The 18,792-nt window shown below is 45.1% G+C and carries 18 protein-coding genes; 6 read left to right on the top strand and 12 right to left on the bottom strand.

Annotated features, from left to right (window positions below):
• The 3 genes from OEV42_18190 to OEV42_18180 form a co-directional block, all read right to left on the bottom strand.
• The coding region (locus OEV42_18190; GenBank protein ID MDH3976206.1) for a hypothetical protein at window positions 1-387 on the bottom strand (387 nt) is incomplete at its 3' end.
• A gap of 144 nt (window positions 388-531) precedes the next feature.
• Window positions 532-1,497: a hypothetical protein gene (locus OEV42_18185; GenBank protein MDH3976205.1), complete on the bottom strand. Its 966-nt coding sequence runs from the start codon at window positions 1,495-1,497 to the stop codon at window positions 532-534.
• 1 nt (window position 1,498) lies between these two features.
• Window positions 1,499-2,644, bottom strand: coding sequence for a PQQ-binding-like beta-propeller repeat protein (locus OEV42_18180; protein MDH3976204.1), 1,146 nt, complete (start codon window positions 2,642-2,644; stop codon window positions 1,499-1,501).
• A 581-nt stretch (window positions 2,645-3,225) separates the two neighbouring features.
• On the opposite strand from OEV42_18180, the gene OEV42_18175 reads away from it, so the two are divergent.
• The 6 genes from OEV42_18175 to OEV42_18150 all read left to right on the top strand — a co-directional run bounded on the left by OEV42_18175 (window position 3,226) and on the right by OEV42_18150 (window position 10,742).
• Window positions 3,226-4,320 carry a hypothetical protein gene (locus OEV42_18175; GenBank protein ID MDH3976203.1) on the top strand — a complete coding sequence of 365 codons (1,095 nt, stop codon included), beginning with the start codon at window positions 3,226-3,228 and terminating at the stop codon, window positions 4,318-4,320.
• Between the two features lie 5 nt (window positions 4,321-4,325).
• Entirely contained in the window at window positions 4,326-5,051 is a 726-nt protein-coding gene (locus OEV42_18170; protein MDH3976202.1) for a cytochrome b/b6 domain-containing protein, read from the top strand.
• A complete protein-coding gene (locus OEV42_18165; protein MDH3976201.1) occupies window positions 5,044-5,871 on the top strand; it encodes a hypothetical protein in 828 nt (275 codons plus the stop codon). The genes OEV42_18170 and OEV42_18165 overlap by 8 nt, the downstream gene beginning before the upstream one ends.
• A 453-nt stretch (window positions 5,872-6,324) precedes the next feature.
• A complete protein-coding gene (locus tag OEV42_18160; GenBank protein MDH3976200.1) occupies window positions 6,325-7,845 on the top strand; it encodes an ATP-binding protein in 1,521 nt (506 codons plus the stop codon).
• A gap of 10 nt (window positions 7,846-7,855) precedes the next feature.
• On the top strand, window positions 7,856-9,223 hold the full coding sequence (locus OEV42_18155; protein MDH3976199.1) for a sigma-54 dependent transcriptional regulator: 1,368 nt from the start codon (window positions 7,856-7,858) through the stop codon (window positions 9,221-9,223).
• Window positions 9,224-9,593: 370 nt separating this feature from the next.
• Window positions 9,594-10,742, top strand: a complete 1,149-nt coding sequence (locus tag OEV42_18150) for a hypothetical protein (GenBank protein ID MDH3976198.1) — start codon at window positions 9,594-9,596, stop codon at window positions 10,740-10,742.
• Window positions 10,743-10,839: 97 nt separating this feature from the next.
• Here the strand turns inward: OEV42_18150 and OEV42_18145 are convergent, their stop codons facing one another.
• The 9 genes from OEV42_18145 to bioF form a co-directional block, all read right to left on the bottom strand.
• Window positions 10,840-11,580, bottom strand: a complete 741-nt coding sequence (locus tag OEV42_18145) for an outer membrane lipoprotein-sorting protein (GenBank protein ID MDH3976197.1) — start codon at window positions 11,578-11,580, stop codon at window positions 10,840-10,842.
• Between the two features lie 41 nt (window positions 11,581-11,621).
• Window positions 11,622-11,963: a 4a-hydroxytetrahydrobiopterin dehydratase gene (locus OEV42_18140; GenBank protein ID MDH3976196.1), complete on the bottom strand. Its 342-nt coding sequence runs from the start codon at window positions 11,961-11,963 to the stop codon at window positions 11,622-11,624.
• Window positions 11,964-12,035: 72 nt separating this feature from the next.
• The gene (locus OEV42_18135) at window positions 12,036-13,310 is read right to left on the bottom strand and encodes an FtsX-like permease family protein (GenBank protein ID MDH3976195.1); all 1,275 of its coding nucleotides are present in this window, start codon (window positions 13,308-13,310) and stop codon (window positions 12,036-12,038) included.
• Entirely contained in the window at window positions 13,307-14,479 is a 1,173-nt protein-coding gene (locus tag OEV42_18130; GenBank protein MDH3976194.1) for an FtsX-like permease family protein, read from the bottom strand. The genes OEV42_18135 and OEV42_18130 overlap by 4 nt, the downstream gene beginning before the upstream one ends.
• A gap of 46 nt (window positions 14,480-14,525) precedes the next feature.
• The gene (locus OEV42_18125; GenBank protein ID MDH3976193.1) at window positions 14,526-15,230 is read right to left on the bottom strand and encodes an ABC transporter ATP-binding protein; all 705 of its coding nucleotides are present in this window, start codon (window positions 15,228-15,230) and stop codon (window positions 14,526-14,528) included.
• A gap of 54 nt (window positions 15,231-15,284) precedes the next feature.
• On the bottom strand, window positions 15,285-15,983 hold the full coding sequence (gene bioD, locus OEV42_18120) for a dethiobiotin synthase (GenBank protein MDH3976192.1): 699 nt from the start codon (window positions 15,981-15,983) through the stop codon (window positions 15,285-15,287).
• A complete protein-coding gene (locus tag OEV42_18115) occupies window positions 15,976-16,812 on the bottom strand; it encodes a methyltransferase domain-containing protein (GenBank protein ID MDH3976191.1) in 837 nt (278 codons plus the stop codon). Before OEV42_18115 ends, bioD begins: the two co-directional genes overlap by 8 nt.
• 3 nt (window positions 16,813-16,815) lie before the next feature.
• Window positions 16,816-17,598 (bottom strand): alpha/beta fold hydrolase, encoded by a 783-nt coding sequence (locus OEV42_18110; protein MDH3976190.1) that lies wholly within the window; start codon window positions 17,596-17,598, stop codon window positions 16,816-16,818.
• Window positions 17,598-18,779, bottom strand: coding sequence for an 8-amino-7-oxononanoate synthase (gene bioF / locus OEV42_18105; protein MDH3976189.1), 1,182 nt, complete (start codon window positions 18,777-18,779; stop codon window positions 17,598-17,600). Before bioF ends, OEV42_18110 begins: the two co-directional genes overlap by 1 nt.
• Window positions 18,780-18,792 lie beyond the last annotated feature (13 nt).

Below are 18,792 nucleotides of genomic sequence, written 5' to 3'. Positions count from 1 at the left end.
TAAAGTCACAACCTTTTCACCGAGAATGGCCCGCTGAAGGTCGAGGTTAAGAACGGGTTTTATGCCGATAAATGCCTCAAGATCAGCCCATATGATTTTACCTTCTATGTCAAAGGCCTTGATAGAAACTATTTCAGGCAACTTCAAAATAGATTGAAAGACTTCTGTAAACCGCGTATGGCTGGGAACGGAAGAGGCGAAGTCCTGTGGCGTTAGAAGTTCCTTAACCATTGTCCGGACAAGGTCGGTAGTCACCGTTCCTTCCCGTTCGACCATATTCTTCTCCAGGTAATATACAAGAGAGGCGCCGGTAACAAAAGAAAGGATGGCAACCCAGAAGAGGGTAAATATTGAAAAACGTTGCAGTATGTTGAGTCGTGCAGGCATGTTTTTAAAACTAAATACTTACGGAGTATGGGGAGGAGAATAGTGACGTCACTACTATAAAAGAGGAAGTAAGAAAAAGGGGGAGCTTATTTCTCCCCCTCAAAACCAGTACTCCTTCAAAGTGATAAATTGAGATTCAGAGTATCACCGATTCTCAAAGGCCTTAACTTCTTTAGAACTATGGCAGCCAAGACAAAGACGCGAATTTTGCCCACTGATTCTTAATCGTTTGTGACTGTCGGCACCTACATCAGCTTCACGCCTTCTCTGAACGCCCAATTCATGGGGATTATGGCAGGTACCGCAAAAGATATTTCCTGTAACGAGAGCCAGCGGCAAAATAGCATCTTTTTCTTTTTCACTCTCTTTCATTTTATCAGCCATGCCCTCCTGGGGCTTTCCCGTATGAAAAATGGGGCTGCCGTCTTCTTCAAAACCGGTGACACAACCAACAGCATAGGCGTCATCACTATGACATCGCAGGCAGAGCATATCATACCTTTTCATTTTAAAGCCGACATCTTTGATACTCTTGACTTTACGCCTGTCAGGCATAATGTCATGACAATAGGTACAGATATCGGTACGAAGCTCTCCTTCGTCGTTTATCATATCATGGGGATTAAATTTTTTGTATTTTGACTTATCATGGCAGTTATAACAAAGACCGGTTCGCTTCTCGTAGGGCCCCCCTCTATGAAAAAGAGGATTCTTTTCTCTCCTGTTAAAGTATTCACTCAGGCACTGTTCGGCCATAACATGGCAGGAGTAGCAGGTAATTCTTCCCAGCTTGTCTCTCTTCAAGGCACCTTTAAAGCTCTCGGGCATTCTGTCAATCATCTCCTGGCTTGGAACCATTCCTGTGCCATGAATCGCTTTATCCTTGGAAATAGTGCCGTGGCATCTCATACAAACAGAAATTATTTCACCTTCAAACTTAAGGTTCAGTATACCGCTTCCCCTTCTCGGAATGATCTCATGACACTCGAGGCAGAGTTTTTCATCCTCAGCCCAGTGAGGATTAGGAAACTCTTCGACATCTTCAGCAGCGGAAAGAAGCGGAAAAAAAAGAAAGAAAAGCATTGATAAGAAGCGGATAAGATTTTTCATTTTAATTTTCACTTTTACCCCATGAAATTAACATACCGTTCATGGTCCCGGTAAAGACCCTGTTACCGGCAATAGCAGGTGATGAGTGAAAGCCATCATCAGCTACCGTCTCTTGCCAGATAATTTTGCCTTTTTTAAGATCCAGTGCCACAAAATCTCCATATTCCGTACCCACATAGCCGATGCCGTCATCGGATACGGCCATCGTTGAGCTGACGGCCCCCTCCAGGCGAAGCGACCAGAGTTCCTTGCCATTGCCGCTCTTCAGGCCTTTAATAAATCCATCCTTCGTTGCTACCGCAACAACGCCATCATAGACAATAGGTGAAGCATAAATCCATTCATCAAGGAGTACACTCCATTTAAGCTTTCCCTTTTTTGCATTAATGGCATATATCTTTCTGTCATAACCTCCAATGTAAACCAGGTCATCTTCTATAACAGGCGACGCATAAACGGCGGAATCTGTGTTAAAACTCCATTTAATCTCACCTTTTGAAGTATCAAGTGCAAAGAGCGTATAGGCCTTTTCAGCAATGAAAAGTAGATCACCCCTGAAAGCCGGCGATGAGTAAATTCCATTTTCCGTCGTTTTTTTGGAAAGTGCTTTTTTCCACTTAACAGAGCCCTTTAGAGGATCGAGAGCATAGAGAAACATGTCATTGGATGCAATGTAGATAGTATCCCGATAAACACCAGGAGATGAGACAATTTTACCGGTAGCGGTAAATTTCCAGAAGACCTTTCCGCTATTGGCATCAAGGCAATAAAACATACCATTCTTGTCACCCAGGTAAAGTCTTTCTTTATAAATGACGGGGGTAGAAATTACCTCATTGTCAGCCTCAAAGGTCCATACTTCTTCTGCTGTTTCGATGTTTATGGCGTAAATGGTACCGCTGATAGAGGCAAAATAAACCTTGTTCCCCCAAACAACAGGAGAACCGTATATAGAAGCATCGGCCTCATAGCTCCAAATCATTTCCAAAGGGGGTTCGGGGTCAGAAGGTGAAATAGCGCTATGCCCTGCATCCCTCAGGAACATGGGCCAGGAACGGCCATCATCTGCAATAGCAACTGACTGGCTGCCTGCAAACAGGAAGAGAGCAAGCAAGCTCCCCAGAAAATATCTTGCATTAGTTTTCATTTTAAAATTGCCGATCAACGATAAAGGTTTTAAGAAAATATAAGAATGCATAGCCATAGTCGAGTTAAAAAAAAGCCTTAATGTCATTCTGCATGACAATGAAAGATTTAATTATAAAATAATCTGGATAAAACAGGAATATTTACACGATTTAAACATTCTCTACCATGATTAAAATCATAAGTCAATTAAAAATATAAAGCAAAAGGATGTACAGTGTCATAAAAATACCTTTTACAGCCTAAAGAATCTCACTTTACGTGTGTCACCTTTACAACGACATAATAAATGATAAACTCTAGAAAATCAAAAAGGATGGTCTATTTCAATCTAAGCAACTGTTACTTTTTGAACCATACAGGAGATTTTATGTATGCAAACAAATTTTTATCATAATTTTACTTAACAATCGGTGGTCTATTTTGATACAATCGGATTATTTTAAACCACATAGAGTGGTTTAAAATAATCCGTCTGCTTTTCAGCAAACCCGATAATCCCTTAAATTTCAAGTGCTTAATTAAAAGGCACATTAGTTGCTAAAGAAAACAAAAAAATTGAGAAGGAGCAGCCATAAACCGATGACCAAGAATATGTTAAAGCCTTACCTGGGTATATTCATTGTCGCAATAGGCATTATTATCTTCCCTTTCATCTCTTCGGCAGATGAAGAAAATTGCCTTATGTGCCATAAATATCCGGGCCTCGGCAGATTTGAGAAGGGAAAAGACTTTAAAGCAAAGAAAAGGATTTTTTATGTCAACGAGGATCTTTTCAAGCCCTCTTACCATGGAAAACTTCGATGCCGAAACTGCCATCAGGGTGTTGATGAAATTCCACACAGAAATGTAAAGAAGGTTGATTGCGGTCAGGACTGTCACCTTCAGGATCCTTCAACGGGCAAGAAATTTTCTCACAACAAGATTGTGTCGGATCTTAACGAGAGTTCTCACGGGCGAGATGGTTCCCGGTCCAAACACAAGGAGGACCTGCCCACCTGCAAATACTGTCACAGCAATAAACCTTATCAAACAGGTGTGACAACAACATTGGCTACAGATTCCTACCTGAAGATCTGCCTTGAATGTCACCAATCCGATACCTGGGTAAATCGCTTTTTCAAACACATGATTTACAGGGTCTCAAAAAGAAGGACATCAAAGGATATTATCAATCTTTGCAGCAGTTGCCATGCAGACTACGATAAGATGGACCGCCATGAAATAGACGTCATCGTCGGTTTTAAAGATACTTTTCACGGCAAGGCCATTCAGTACGGCAATGAAGAAGTGGCCAACTGCCTCAACTGTCATGCCCCTTATGACCTGGGCTACTCGCCGCACAGAATCAAGTCCAGGAAGGTTGCAGGTTCATCGGTAAGTCCCGACAAAAAGATCGAGACCTGCCGCCAGAGGGCTTGCCACCCCGATGCAGCGGAGAGTTTTGCCGCAGGAGGCAAGGTTCATCCATCGGGCGCTAAAGGAATGCTAACCAAACTTGCAGGCAAGAAAAATATTAAGTCTGCTGAAGCGGACGCCCTTTTCCAGGCCAAGGTTATTTACTGGATCAATATGTTCTATAAATTCCTCATAGCTATTGTTGTCGGTGGCTTTGCCATCCACAGAATACTCGATCTGTTTGCAGTAATGAGAGAAATGAAAAAAGGAGGTCATTGATAACCATGGGAAGTCATCACAGTCACGGAAAAAAAGAGAGATATTTTCAAAGGCTGACACTTAGTGAAAGAATTCAGCACATTATTTTGTTTACGTCTACAACCCTTCTGATTTTTACGGGATTCATGGTCTATGGTGAACGATGGGCCGTTGAGATGATGGGAGCAGCCGGCGCAAAAATATTCTGGTGGCGCGGCCTTATTCACAGGATAGCCGCCGTCGGTGTTATTTCTGTCTGTACCTTCCACCTCTTCTACGTAATTACAAAGAAGTCAGGGCGAAGCTGGTTTATGGATATGATCCCAAAACCAAAAGACGCTGTTGACGCCTTTCAAAATGTTACGTACATGATAGGCCTTAGAAAAGAGCGGCCCAAGATGGACAGGTTTACTTATATGGAGAAACTTGAATACTTTTCCGTTTATTTCGGCATGATGATCGTTATTACAACAGGAACCATGCTCTGGACGGAGTATCTCTGGAACAAGTTCCACCTCGATGTGGCCCAGGCATTCCATGTCGGTGAAGCAACACTGGCAGCCCTGGCCCTTATCATCGGCCATATCTTCTCCGTCCATTTCAATCACCATGTCTATCCCATGAACAAGGCTTTTCTTGACGGACAAATATCAGAGGAACTGATGAAAGAGGAACATGCTCTCTGGCATGAAAGAGTAATGAAAGAAGAAGCAGAAAAAGCGAAAGAAGGGGGCAAGGCCGAGAATGAGTAGAGTAAAATTAAAAGAAATGAGTGGCGTTACCCGCTTTGCCATTCATTTCCTCATGTCTTTAGTATTCATATTTCTTTTCAGTTTCTGTGTCTGGTTAATCTGGATTACCTACTTCAGAGCGTCCTATGACGTAGGAACGGCGCCACAGGTCTATAGCAGCGCAATGGATGAAATCGCCCATGGACAGCAGAAAATGTATGAGCATTTTCATAACATCGATGAAGCCGTTTTGAAAGGGAAAGAATCCAGTTCACTCTGCCTCGAGTGCCACGGTAACTACCCCCACTCCAAGGCGCCTGACGTAAGGTCATTTCTCAACGCACATGCCTATTTTGCCACATGTGAAGTATGTCACATTCAAAAGAAAAAGGGTGACGGCATGGAATACAAATGGCTTTCCACCAAAGATGGAAAAGAGCTGACCGAACTTAAGGGCAAAGCCGGAATGTATGGTGGAAAAATCGTGCCTATTATCTATGAAAACGGCAAAACAAGAAGGCTCGATGAATCTACGGATAAGGAATTTATCAAAGAATTCTTACAACTCAGGAATACCTTCAATGCCGACCAACAGGCGGAAGCCAAGTTAAGGATACACAAAGATATTTCCGCCAAGCCGGTATTCTGTGACGATTGTCACAAGAAAAACGGCTATCTCGATTTCAAAAAGCTCCATTACGACAAACACGTTGCAAGACGACTTGAAATCGGGGAAGTGGGAAGTATGGTAGTGAAGTATAAGGAGTTTTATCTCCCAACTATGTTCGATCCCAGCATGAAGTATATTGAGCGAAACAAAAAGAAGGAAGAGGAGCAGTAAAGGTTCTTTTTCTTTCGCAGCTTTACGCTGCGCGGCTTTATATAGAGAGGTGACAAAAGGAGAGGTTGCAGGTGGAAACTATAAGTTTATAGCCTGCAACCTCTTATCAATTTTATACCTGCTGCTGAGTTTTGACTTATCACTCTGCCTTTTAACTAGTTTTCATCGGTCAAGGGTGCTTTTTCGCAATCTCTACGTCAATCTTCGGTTTTGCTTGTGCCATGTACAGTAGTACAACTCGGCGAAACCATTGATTTCCTTGACCTTGCAAAAGATCCCTCCTTTCCGAATTGAAAACATAGTTTGATTTATTTTAGTTTATGGATGGACACTAATTATATTTTACATCCTTCTCACACTTTGTTTGGTCGTTATAATTTAGTACCGCTAATACTTGACTACCCTCTGCGGACTTGGCAGCAACCCTTCAAAAACAAGGTATTTTAGCTTTTGATGAATAACAAGCTTGAATCAAAAATAATCGGTATAACAGGACTCGTCGTTGCTGTATCGTTCATTATTGCCTTTACCATAAACGCAATTACCGACATAAACAGCCTTAAAGAAGAGAGCACCACAAAATCGCGTCTCATAGGTGATACCATCGCCAGGAGCATCAGGACGATCATGCTCACCGGTAATGGAAACATCGCCTCTCAATGGACGGACGATCTAAGAATGATCAATCGCCTCAAGGGGCTTTATGTTATTGAAAGTGACGGCATGCTTGCCTTCAGGAGCACAAGAACTCTGGATACGGTCAACCAGCAGATTGGAAAAACACTTTTCCATCGGGAGAAACGCACACCCATCAGGATCATGGATGAAAATGACCCGCGACTGAGGTGGGTTTATAAAAACAAGAAGGGCATGGAATATATAGACCAGGGGCCGGAAGGCAGTCTCTTCACTCAATTAAGGCCCATATTCAGTGGCGTCAAATGTGCCAAGTGCCATACGAAGAAACCGGAAATTCTCGGCGTTCTTAAAATCGCCACCTCTATAGAAGAAGTCGATGTGGGCATAAAAAAAACCATAACCATGACCATTGCAGGCGCTATTATATCGAGCACATTTGTTATCGGTCTTATGTGGATACTTCTGAGAATCGTCGTAACTAAACCCATAGCTCAGGTAGCATATACGATAAAAGATATTATTATCAGCGAAAGACCTGACAAGGCTGTCGAATATGAGTCAGCTGATGAAATCGGCGGCATGGTGGAAAACTTTAACATCATGACGGCACGCCTTAACGAAATGTATACCACACTGGAAGAAAAGGTAGCTGAGAGGACAAAACAGCTTGTCCAGGCGGAAAGGATCGCATCGGCAGGCCAGCTTGCCACAGGCCTCATTCATGAGATCAGAAATCCCCTGAGTGGCGTCAAACTCTCCATTCAATTGCTTGAAAATGAAGTGGATCAATCTTTAAAAGACGATATCCTTCAAATTTCAAGAGAAGTTCAAAGAATGGAGTCACTGCTTAACGACCTTCTCAGGTTTGCAAGACCCCATCCTCCTATCTTTTCAGCCATCGATATTAACGAAGTGGTATCAAGAACCGTTTCGCTAACGAGAAGAAGAGCACAAAGCTCCTCTGTAGAGATTCTGGAAAAACTCCGGGAACCTCTTCCCCGGATCATGGCCGACCCTTCGCTTATGCAACAGGTCTTTCTGAACCTCTCCCTTAATGCCATTAACGCCATGCCCGATGGTGGCAGGCTTACTATTGAAAGTCTTTATGAAAACGGTTTTGTTGAAATCCGGTTCACCGATACGGGTCACGGCATATCTGAAGATTATATCGGCAAAATATTTGACCCCTTCTTTACAACGAGAGGTTCCAGCGGAGGAAGCGGTCTTGGTCTCTCTATCAGTTTCCGGATCATTGATGAACATAAAGGACAAATAGAAGTAGACAGCAAAGGTGGGAGTGGAACAACTTTTACAGTCAGGCTTAAAGCCGTATAGGAGATAAAGGATGAAACCCACATTATTGATAATCGACGATGAACCCTTATTATTAAAATCACTGGGAAAAGCCATGTCCCGGGAAGGATATGAGGTGCTCCTGGCACCCAGTGCAAAGGAAGGCTTTCTTACCTTTGAAAAAGAAGTGCCCGATATGGTACTGCTCGACCTCGGCCTGCCTGACATGTCGGGACTTTCACTCCTTAAGGAAATGAAGAAAGTAAGAAACGACTCTATTTTTATCATGATGACCGGCCAGGGCGGAGTCAAAGAGGCCGTTGAAGCCATCAGGCTTGGCGCTATGGACTACCTCTGCAAACCCCTTGAACTGGAAGAACTAAAAGCAGTGATGGGCCGATTTTCAGAGGTATGGAAACTGAAATCTGAAGTTCGGGCTCTCCATAACTACAATAAAGACAAATTCAGCTTTTCAAGCATCATTCGAAAATCCCCGAAAATGGAAGCCCTTTGCCGTGCGGCACAGGATATCTCCCAATCCAACTCATCAACGATCCTCATTCTCGGTGAATCGGGTACAGGAAAGGGGATGCTGGCCTCGGCCATACATTACAACAGTTCCAGGAAAGATGGCCCCTTCATACAGATCAACTGTGCTACACTTGTAGAAAACCTGCTTGAAAGTGAACTCTTTGGACACGAAAAGGGTGCTTTTACAGGCGCGATCAAACGTAAACCGGGCAAGTTCGAACTGGCAGATAAAGGAACGATCTTCCTTGATGAAATAGGTGAAATTTCACCGACCCTGCAAGCAAAACTTTTGAAAGTTATTGAAGAAAAAGAGTTCGAAAGAATCGGCGGCACGCAACCCATCAAAGTTGACATAAGACTCGTTGCAGCAACCAACAGGGACCTGGCAGCAGCCGTCAATGAAGGGACTTTCAGAGAAGACCTTTACTACAGGCTTAACGTTTTCCCCATAAACATGCCTCCACTCAGGGAAAGAACGGATGATATTCATTTCCTGGCAATTCACTTCCTTGAACAATACAACAGGGAATTTGTAAAAAAAATTAAAGGCTTCTCTTCAGAAGCATTAAAGTATATGGAAAACCATGAATGGAGCGGCAATGTGAGAGAACTCAAAAACTTCGTGGAAAGATCGGTTCTTCTCGCCAAGGGAGACATGATTGACGTCGATGCAAGCGCCGCAAACACGACAACGGACATTGAATCAGCCTCCCCTCTATCCATTTCACCGGCAGAGGATACACCCGTCATGCCTCTCAATAAATTTATCTACCACTATATTTCAACGGTCCTTGATAAAACCGGCGGCAATAAAAGTGAGGCGGCAAAACAGCTTGGCATTACCCGCCAGCGTTTGAAGCGAATACTGAATAAGTCCTCTGATGACTAGACCGCATTTCTTGCAAAGATTTAAAAGGCGCGTCATGACCGATTATGGTGACTGAAAAACACGCAAACAGTTGACGCTCTGCCCGTCAACAAGGCAGAGCAAAAGCCGGTCATCCTGTGACGTTTAGACAATCCAGAAGAAAGGCGGTGAGGAATCGGGGCCGGAGGGCTTTCTCCCGGATCCAAAACAGTGGTTCAAATTGAACCACTGTTTTGGATCAGATTAACACAAGTGGGTTATTATAAACCATCAATACTTTGTTCACTTTAAACTTTCTCTTTAAATTTCAATAGGTTCCGTCTTTGGCACGGCCATTGCTAATATTAGCCCTTATTAGGGAGTTTACGCTATGGGGGGGAGTAGTCATACTATGAATAAGTCCTGTATAAAATTTTTTTTGGTTATCATTCTCATAACTTACGTCTTTGTTCCGGCTATTTCAAAGGCACAGACCATCGATCTTTACCTTGATGTCTGCAACAGGTATGAAGGAAATGCCAAGATTGACACTATTCTTGAGGGAACCAGGGCTTTCATCAAGGGCCACCCCAAGCTCGATATAAACATAAAGCTCTTTGGTTTCCCTTTAGACGGACCCAATACAAAGCGAGTAGAAGCGGCAGTTAAAAAATTCAAGGTTAAAAGCGTTACTAAAGTAGATTCGCTTTATGATGAATTCGAATGGGCCGATCCTGAAGAAAGCGTTAAGATAGTCGTCAGTGGCGGCAAAGGAAACTGGGATGAACTTAAAGAGATGTTCAGAGAACGTGATGCCCTCAAGCTTTATGTCGTAGGTGTTAACCTTCCTACGCCGGCCATCATGAGAAGTCTTCTTGGAACAGCGTCTGCCAGTGGCGGCCAGTATTTCAATGCAAAAGGGACAAAGAAACTCGTCACAGCGCTAAAAAATGTTGAAAAAATGTCCAACTACAACCTTGAAGTCAGGGTATTTAAAAATAGATACAGCGAACTGACAGACTGGCTCATGTCTCGTTACGAATATGTCTGGACAAGCGATGTTTACAAAGCAGGAAAACATGACAAGCCAATTACTTCGACTTACATTTTCCCTGCCAGGTATAACCTCGAAAGCGGCGTCTATGACATCAAGGTTAACTACGGCGGCAAAAGCAAATGGATTGAAGGGGTAAAGATCAACCGCTTTGGCCTTACCGAAAAAAAGGCCAACTTTGCTATAGGCATGGTCAATATCAGGGTGCTTAATGGAGGTCATGACGTTAAAGGTGTAGACAGGAGAGGAAGGGATTGCTGGTGGAGTGAAGCCTACTTTGCCGGCAAACATGATAAAGATGTCGATTCAACACGAACCTTTCCTCCCGAATTCAACCTCGTTAACGGAAATTATGATATCAAGATTCACTACAGGGGTTATGAACAGTGGATTAATGATGTGCATGTTAAACAGGGAAAGGTTCATAATTTTCAAATATCCTTCCCTCATGCAAAAAAATGTACTGAAAAGGAAGGAACGGGCCGGCCGGCCGGCCGTAACCTTTAATTAACAGACCTTCTTAAAACTATCTGTCGTGATAGCCTATCCATATTCGGCAAGGAGTCTCTCAGCTCCTTGCCACTTTTTTTACTGCTTATCCTTTCTACTTTCTAAGAGATGCCCTGGAAAAAATATGGTCCTCAATGGGAACATCAAATTGGACTGAATCAATAATAATCTCCGTTCCGGCGCCCTTTATAAGAACGTCCTTAAATACCATGCGTTTTGGATACCAGCGGTTTTCCAGCTTGAATACCTCTTTGATGGACAGCTTTTTGAGCAGTTTGCCGCTCCTCGCATAAAGTGTTTCCCTTATAGGCAGAAAACGCTCCTTATCAACCCAAAGCTTACGCCGGTAGTAGGAAACCCTTTTCCCTTCCATCGCCTTAAGATCAAGAACATAGCAACTGCGGCCGTCAATCGCTTCCTCACCAGACAGGATAACGTGATACGAGTTTGCCAGCCTGGGATCTTCCATGAAATCTTCATAAGAAACATCAGACCCCATCAAAGACTGGCGCAGCATATGACCGGCAATTTTAATCGTCCGGTCTGCCGAAGGTGACCATATCCAGAGTTCATCACCCAATTTAAGCATCTTTGTATCCTTCTCCCGCGGGGGAGAGAGATAATGAGTAAAGGTTTTATCTAAACCTTCGGCCCATGTCTTCGATGTAATAGTCCTCGTACCTCTCCGGCCTTTAACAACCATGGTAGCTGTCGAAATGCGGCTCTTTACTTCATAATTTCTATCAATCTGTTCAAGGATTTCCTTACCGGTGAGGCCTTTAGCCTGATGGGGAAGTATGAATAAAAGCGCTAATAAAATCGACGTTATTCTCATAAAACATTTAGCCTTTCGCTTTATAAATTTAATGAAGGCCTTCAGTCCCAAATCAAGCCATCCGTCTTTGCCGCCATGACAAAATCATTTACATGGAGGCCCTTGATCTTATGCGTCCACCATGACACGGTGACCTTGCCCCAGCCGGTAATAATCTCGGGATGATGACCTTCTTCCTCTGCAATGGCGCCTACCCTGTTTGTAAAATTGAGGGCTTTGGCAAAATCATCAAAAAAAAAGGTTCTCTTTAACCGCTTTATACCTTCAACGTCAACAATTTCCCATTCCGGTATCTGCGGCAAAATATCCTGCATTTCTTTTTCCGTCACCTGCGAAGATCCTTCCCGGCAAGGCTCGCACTTATTCTCTGACATACCACTCATAATCAATCCCCCTTTATCTAAAAAATGGCAACTTCCTGTTATTAAGATATTTTAAGGCGGCAAAAGATACAATCAGACCTCCAGCTCCTTAAAGAGTTGAGAGGTCTGTCTTTTATATATTCCTATCCCCGCAAAAAGGGTCCCTAAAACCGAGGCAAAGACACCCGGAAAAAAACCTATGTAATAAGAAGTAATTGATACCTTGGCCCTGATAACGGAAGACATCATGACGGAGCTTTTCTGGAGCATGTCTGTAATATCAAAGCCCACATATTGCAGGTAATAGGAAGCGGCCAGGCCGAAGGCGGTACCCAGGATAGAACCTGCAATGCCAAGAACAACAGACTCCATGATCATGGCGCGAAATATCGCTCCTTTCGGTTCACCCATAGCGAGGCGTATCCCTATCTCCCCGTAGCGCCTTATGCCGTTCATAAGCCCCGCATTCCATAAAACTACCGACATGGCAAGGACAAAGATGGAGACCATGATTGCAGCCGCAAAGTTTACCATAACCAGCATGTCTTTCATGATGCCCTGATCGCCGAATCTGAGCATATAGGGTGAAAATTCACCTTCCTCTTTGGAATACTTTTTGTTATAAGCCGACATAATCCCCTCCATTCCTTTATGGTCGTAAACCATATCGGGAATGAAGCCGAGTATTTCGCTTGCAGCGTCCTCCATATCGAGTGCAAATCTTGCATCTCTTATATCGACGATGATAGTACTCTTGTCGAGCATAATCATTCCAAAACGGATCGTTCCGGCTATATAAAAGTTGTGCATGGCCATGGAACCGTTCATGGTAGAGCTGAGCAGTGTCGCCTTGTCACCCGGTTTTGCACCCAGCTTTAGCGCAAATTCTTCACTTATGAGGATTTCGTTGGCCTTCTCCGGCTTGCGCCCTCTGACAATTGATTTTTCAATGCCCAGTATATTTACATCCTCCGAAGACGGATCCAGGAGATCAATAGCCATACCGAAGACAGGCCCCTGGGCACGGGTCTCATCCAATTCGTCGGGCATATCCAGAAGGCCTCCGAACCTGATCCTCTCTACCCACTTTATGTTCGGATATTCTTCCTTGAGAAGTCTTATGTGTTCTCCCGCTTCCATTAGCGCAAGGTCATTGGGCATCTGGCTCTCCAGCTCGCTGTAAGCCCTGGAGGTCACCTTCAGGTGCCCATTATTGAACCTGGCAGCGGCGTCAACCATATCACCGATTGCACCGTTTAAATAGCTATAGAGAAAGACGGTAAGGAAAACGCCTGCACTTACCATCAGTATGGGGAATAAGCTCCTCGAGCGGTCCCTCATGAGACCTTTTATGAGAAATCTGATCATGATAGCTTTCCCTTAATAGCTTCCGTCGGCTTCATCCCTGAAATTTTCCGGCTGGGCAAGTAGCTCACGATTGTAACGGTTGTCATGATGATCACCACAGTAATCCCTACGAGTGTCACCGAATAGACGGGAAAGAGCCTGGCGGCTATAGCCATGCCCCAATCCTCACCGCTGTAGGGAAGCGGGATACCATACTTTGCCGAAATGTAAAGAAGGGGAATACCATAGATTGCGCCTATCACTATAGCCAGAATACCGTTCATCATCCCCTCCAGGGTAAAAATCAGGATCACCTTTCCCCGCGTCATGCCCAGCGCCATGAGGGTGCCTATCTCTTTTCGTCGCCTGAAAATGGCAAGCACCTGTGTGTCAAAAATGGCGAGCATGGCCAGAAATAGAAGGACCGAGTAGAGAATGGCACCTCCCACCCTTTTGGATTTGACGATATCGATAATATCCTTCAGGAGATAGTCATGGTCCCGGAAGATCCATCCTTCAGCAGGGGGAATCCTTTCTGCATCCTTGTGAACAGTCACAATCGTTGCCTCCCCTTTAAGCCCCGTCATATCCCTCAGTCTTTCAAGGGGCAGCCAGAGTTGGCCCACATCCACCGTCGGCACATCGGATGTCATAATACTAACGATCTCTCCTTCGGCGGCGTCAAATGTCCCTTTGGCATCCCGCCATCGGATAGTAATTTCGTCTCCGACATTTAGCGAATTGCGCCTCGCCATGGCCTTGCCCACCATGACGGGAAGGTTCCGCCTCCCATCATCAAGAGCAACCGCAGGGAGTTCCACTATCTCCTGATTCGGATCGATACCTTTGAGCAATATGGACTGGACACGACCCTCAGGGTAGATCGTTCCCTGCCGGACGAGGATGGCAGTGCCCTTCCCATCGGTTATCATTCTGCTGAGTTCAGGCGTCAGTGGCCCATGGGCATCCTCCAGTGTGAGCGGATCGAAGGGATCGTATTTTTCATGCCAGTACTGCCCACTACCGATCTCATCCTTAATGGAGTTGACAGCCGCCTGCCGGTACATGCCGCTAAACAGTCCCTGGTGCCAGATAATGAGGACGTAGGTGAAAGATAGAACACTCACGTTAAGCCATGCGCGGAGTTTTTTACCGACCAGGTTTCGGTATGCGAGTTTAAAGGCTAGCATTGCACTTTATTAATTAATCATTTTGAGCAGACACGTGGGTTTGCCCCTACGGTTTGCTCGTTATCCGCTCATCCTTAACCACCCTGCCATCGGCAAGGAATATTTTTCGTCTAAGGTACTTAATGACCTTCTCATCATGGGTGGCAAAGATAAAGGTTGTTTTAAGCTCTTCATTAAGACGAACCATAGTGTCGAGAATGTTGTAGGAATTTTCGGCGTCGAGATTGGCTGTCGGCTCGTCGGCCAGAACAAGTTCAGGCTCCTTGACAATGGCACGGGCAATGGCTACACGCTGGGCTTCACCACCGGAAAGCTGGGCCGGTTTTGAGTTTACCTTGTCCAGGAGATGCACCCATTTAAGGGCGGCCATGACCTTTTCCTTTCGTTCGGCATCGGTCATATTCATGAGGAGAAGGGGGAATTCGACATTTTCAAATACGGAGTAGACGGGCAAGAGGTTGTAGGTCTGAAAGATAAAACCCATATGCCTGCTTCGAAGCCTTGCCGCTTCCTTTTCGGAGAGGTTTTCTATCTTATTGCCTATGACGGTAGCACTTCCTTCCGTAGGAGCGTCGAGGGAACCGATAATGTTTAAAAGCGTTGTCTTTCCCGAACCGCTGGGGCCTATAAAACCGCAGAATTCCCCCTTCTCGAAGGTAAGGTCAATGCCGTTTAGCGCGGTAAACTCACCTCCGCCAATGGGGAATTTTTTAACGACATTTTCACAGCTTACAAGAGGCATGGTTTCCATTATAAAAGCAAAACAGAATACGCCTTAAAGGTCAAGGGAATCGCAGGAATATGTTTATTTCATAGGGCTAATTTTTTCAAGATCAAGACCTTGCGACAATTTTGACGCCAGCGCTATCCCCTCGCCTTCCAGTGAAGGCAAAACAGAAAGGACAGGCACACCGGAAAGGCTTTCTATCATTTGTGGATTATTTTTTTCAGAAAGACCGGGGTTTTGAGGATAGCCGTTTATGATTACTCCGAGAATATGAAGTCCCTTGTTTCTTGCATGATCTATAGTGAGAAGGGTGTGATTAACTGTGCCGAGTCCCGCTCCGGCCACGATGATTGTTTTTAATTCCAGTTCGGCAGCAAGATCAGAAAAGAGATAACTTTCTTTTCCTTCTTCAATGATGGGAACCATAATTCCCCCCGCTCCTTCAACAAGCATAACTTCATGGCGGGAAGCAAGCTCACCGTAACTGCTCTTTATCAGGTCCAGCTCTATTTCAATCCCTTCCAGTCTTGCTGCAAGGGTTGGAGCGACAGGTTCTCTAAACTCGTAAGGGACAACAAGCGACCTGTCATCATCAATGCCTGCGGCTTCCATCAAAATATCAGCATCCCCGTCAGGGCCGCTCTGGAGGGGTTTCATAACACCTGCATTGCGGCCCTTTTTTTTGAGGCACATAGCCAAAGCTGCTGCCACGACCGTCTTGCCGACAGCCGTATCGGTACCGGTAATAAAGAGGCCCGTCATCCCTTTTTCACGCATCCTTTTTCACACCTCTGGCAAAGAGTATTTCAAAGGTGGCAAAAACTTCTTCCCCCCTGGAGTAACGCTCTCTGTATATCTCATACATGCGCTCAAGGACTCTCCTGCTGCCAAGCCCCATATCTGCCGAACGAAAGGCATTGCCGGCCCCTATTCCTTTGAGCGTTCTGAGAAGTGAAAAAGGATTCTCATAATAGTCAACCAATCTGTCGGCGCTCATAATGGTATCATGAAACCCGAGCTTTGCCATACCGTCTCCCAATTCATGAATGGCAAGAAAAGGGTGCAGGTGTTCAGGCTCTTCTCCCTTAATTTCGCTATAGGCTTCGCTGTAGGCTTCGCGAAGTTCCTGGAGCGTCCTTCGCCCAAAGGTAGCTAACAGGAACTCGCCACCCGGTTTAAGCACTCTCATAACCTCTCTGAATGCTTTTGCCAATGATGACGCCCACTGGTAAGAAAGATTTGAAATAATCATATCAAAGCTTTCATCACCATAGGGGAGTTCATCGGCATCACCTGTGGTAAGGGAAACCCGTTTCAGGTCAACACTCTCTTTAGCCACCAGGTTCATTCCATGGGCAATATCACAACAGACAATCTTTGCCTCTTTCCACCGCTTGGCCGCAAGATTGGTTAAAAATCCCGTCCCCGAACCGACGTCCAGTATGGTGGCAGGCGCCATTTCAAGGAGGGAAAGATTAAAGTCCAGCCGCTCGGCCGACTCTCTTTGAACCAGCGCCAGCCTGTTATAGTCAAGGGCCTTACTTGAAAAAGCCCTTCTTATCCTTTTTTTACGCTCTGCCGTACTTATTTTTTCTTTTCTCTGCAAACTTCAGTTTCTCCTTATAAAATCTTCCAATAGACTATTAAACTTTTCTTCATGAGACAGGAAGGGCACATGTCCCGCACTTTCAATGAAATGAAGCGCCGCCTTTTCTATCCTATTCGCCATATATTCTGATGCCCCGGGCATACAGACAGGGTCATTTTTCCCATGAACCAGCAGGGCCGGTATTTTTACCCTTTCAATAGAATCTCTCAGATCCACCTCCATAAGTTCCTTTAATCCTGCCTTTGCCGCTTCCCGTGCAGGAAGAGGACAATTCATGAGAATCTCCTTTTTTTCCTCATCAATATCATCGGCTATGGTCTGCCTGAAGTCTCTTATGGACCGTTCAAAGTCACGCTTTAATTTGAGTTTCATTCCCTTCACATCTTTTGAAGGCAAACCGTGATCAAAGCCCTCCTCCCGTGTAAATTTTGGCGTTCCTCCCACGAGGCAAACAAGCGATGCCGAGTGGCTGTGTTTTACCACAAAATCAAGAATAACCATGGCCCCCCTCGACCATCCGACAAGAACAGGCGACTTATAGCCCATTTCATGTATAAAACCTTTCAGATCATAAGACATTTGTGAAAGGGTAAAAGGGCCCTCCTTCGACGAGTCTCCATGTCCACGGAGATCAATAGCAACCGTTTCAAAACCTTTTCCCTGGAAATAGGCTACCTGGCGCTGCCATACTGATGAAGCCATGGCCCAGCCATGAATGAAAATAAGCGGTCTTCCTTCACCAGCCCTGATGAAAGAGGTACCGCCTGCCGTCATTTCCGTCATCAAATGATTCCCACCTCTTTACCGCTTTTTTTAAAAGCGTCAAGAGCTCTGGAAATGTCGGCCCGTGTGTGCTGTGAAGTGACGGTAACACGAAGTCTGGCTGTTCCTTCCGGAACGGTAGGCGGTCTGATGGCAAGGACAAAAATACCTTGTTCGAGCAATGAATCCATCATTTTGCAGGCCAAAGAAGATTCACCGGCAAGTACGGGAATGATCTGTGTCTCACTATCCATGGTTTCAAAACCGAGACTGTCGAGACCCTTCTTCATGAATGCGGCATTTTTATGGAGCTTTTCTCTCCGCTGGGGCTCTTGATCTACAATATCTATGGCGGCAAGGGTAGCTGCAGCCGTGCTGGGAGGAAGGGCTGTACTGTAAATGAATGATCTTGACCTGTTCATAATGTAATCAATCATACTTCTCGCTCCGGCAATGTAGGCGCCGTAAGAACCAAGGGCTTTGCCGAAGGTTCCCATGTTAACGGTAATATCATTGGAATCAACGCCGGAATGCTCGACGCTCCCCCTCCCCTTTGCGCCAAGGACGCCCGTGCCATGGGCTTCATCAACCATAACCATGGCGCCATAGGTTTTGGCAAGTTCCACTATCCGGTCTATTGGAGCGATATCGCCATCCATGCTGAATATACCATCGGTAACGATCAGCTTTTGCGCATACATGACTTCATCTTCCGCCGCGTGTTCAAGATAACGCTCCAGGGCATTCATATCGAGGTGCCGGTATCGCCTCACCTCGGCAAGGCTCAGCCTGCAACCGTCAACAATGCTGGCGTGGTTGAGTCTATCTGAAAAAATGAGGTCCCCTTTGCCTGCAATGGCAGGAATGGCCCCTGAATTGGCGGCATAGCCTGAATTGAAAAGGAGGGCCGCCTCAGTCCCTTTAAATTCTGCAATTTTTTCTTCCAGTTGTCTGTGCAGGGCCATCGTTCCCGAAACCAGTCTCGATGCGCCGGCGCCGAAACCATATTTGACAATGGCCTTGCGGGCTGCTTCTTTTACTTTCCTATGGTTGGCGAGGCCAAGATAATCATTGGAACAGAGCAGGATAACTTCCCTGCCATCAATCCTGACCTTATGACCCTGTGCCGTTTCAACAGTTCTCAGTTTCCTGTAAAGGCCCTTGTTTTTGAGCTCTTCAATCTCTTTTTCGATAAATTCCATAGATAAAAAATAT

It is taken from the genome of Deltaproteobacteria bacterium, from assembly GCA_029860075.1.
In the GTDB taxonomy this organism is placed as follows: domain Bacteria; phylum Desulfobacterota; class JADFVX01; order JADFVX01; family JADFVX01; genus JAOUBX01.
The sequence above is the reverse complement of the archived record's forward strand: the minus strand, read 5'-3'. Positions and strand labels throughout refer to the sequence as shown.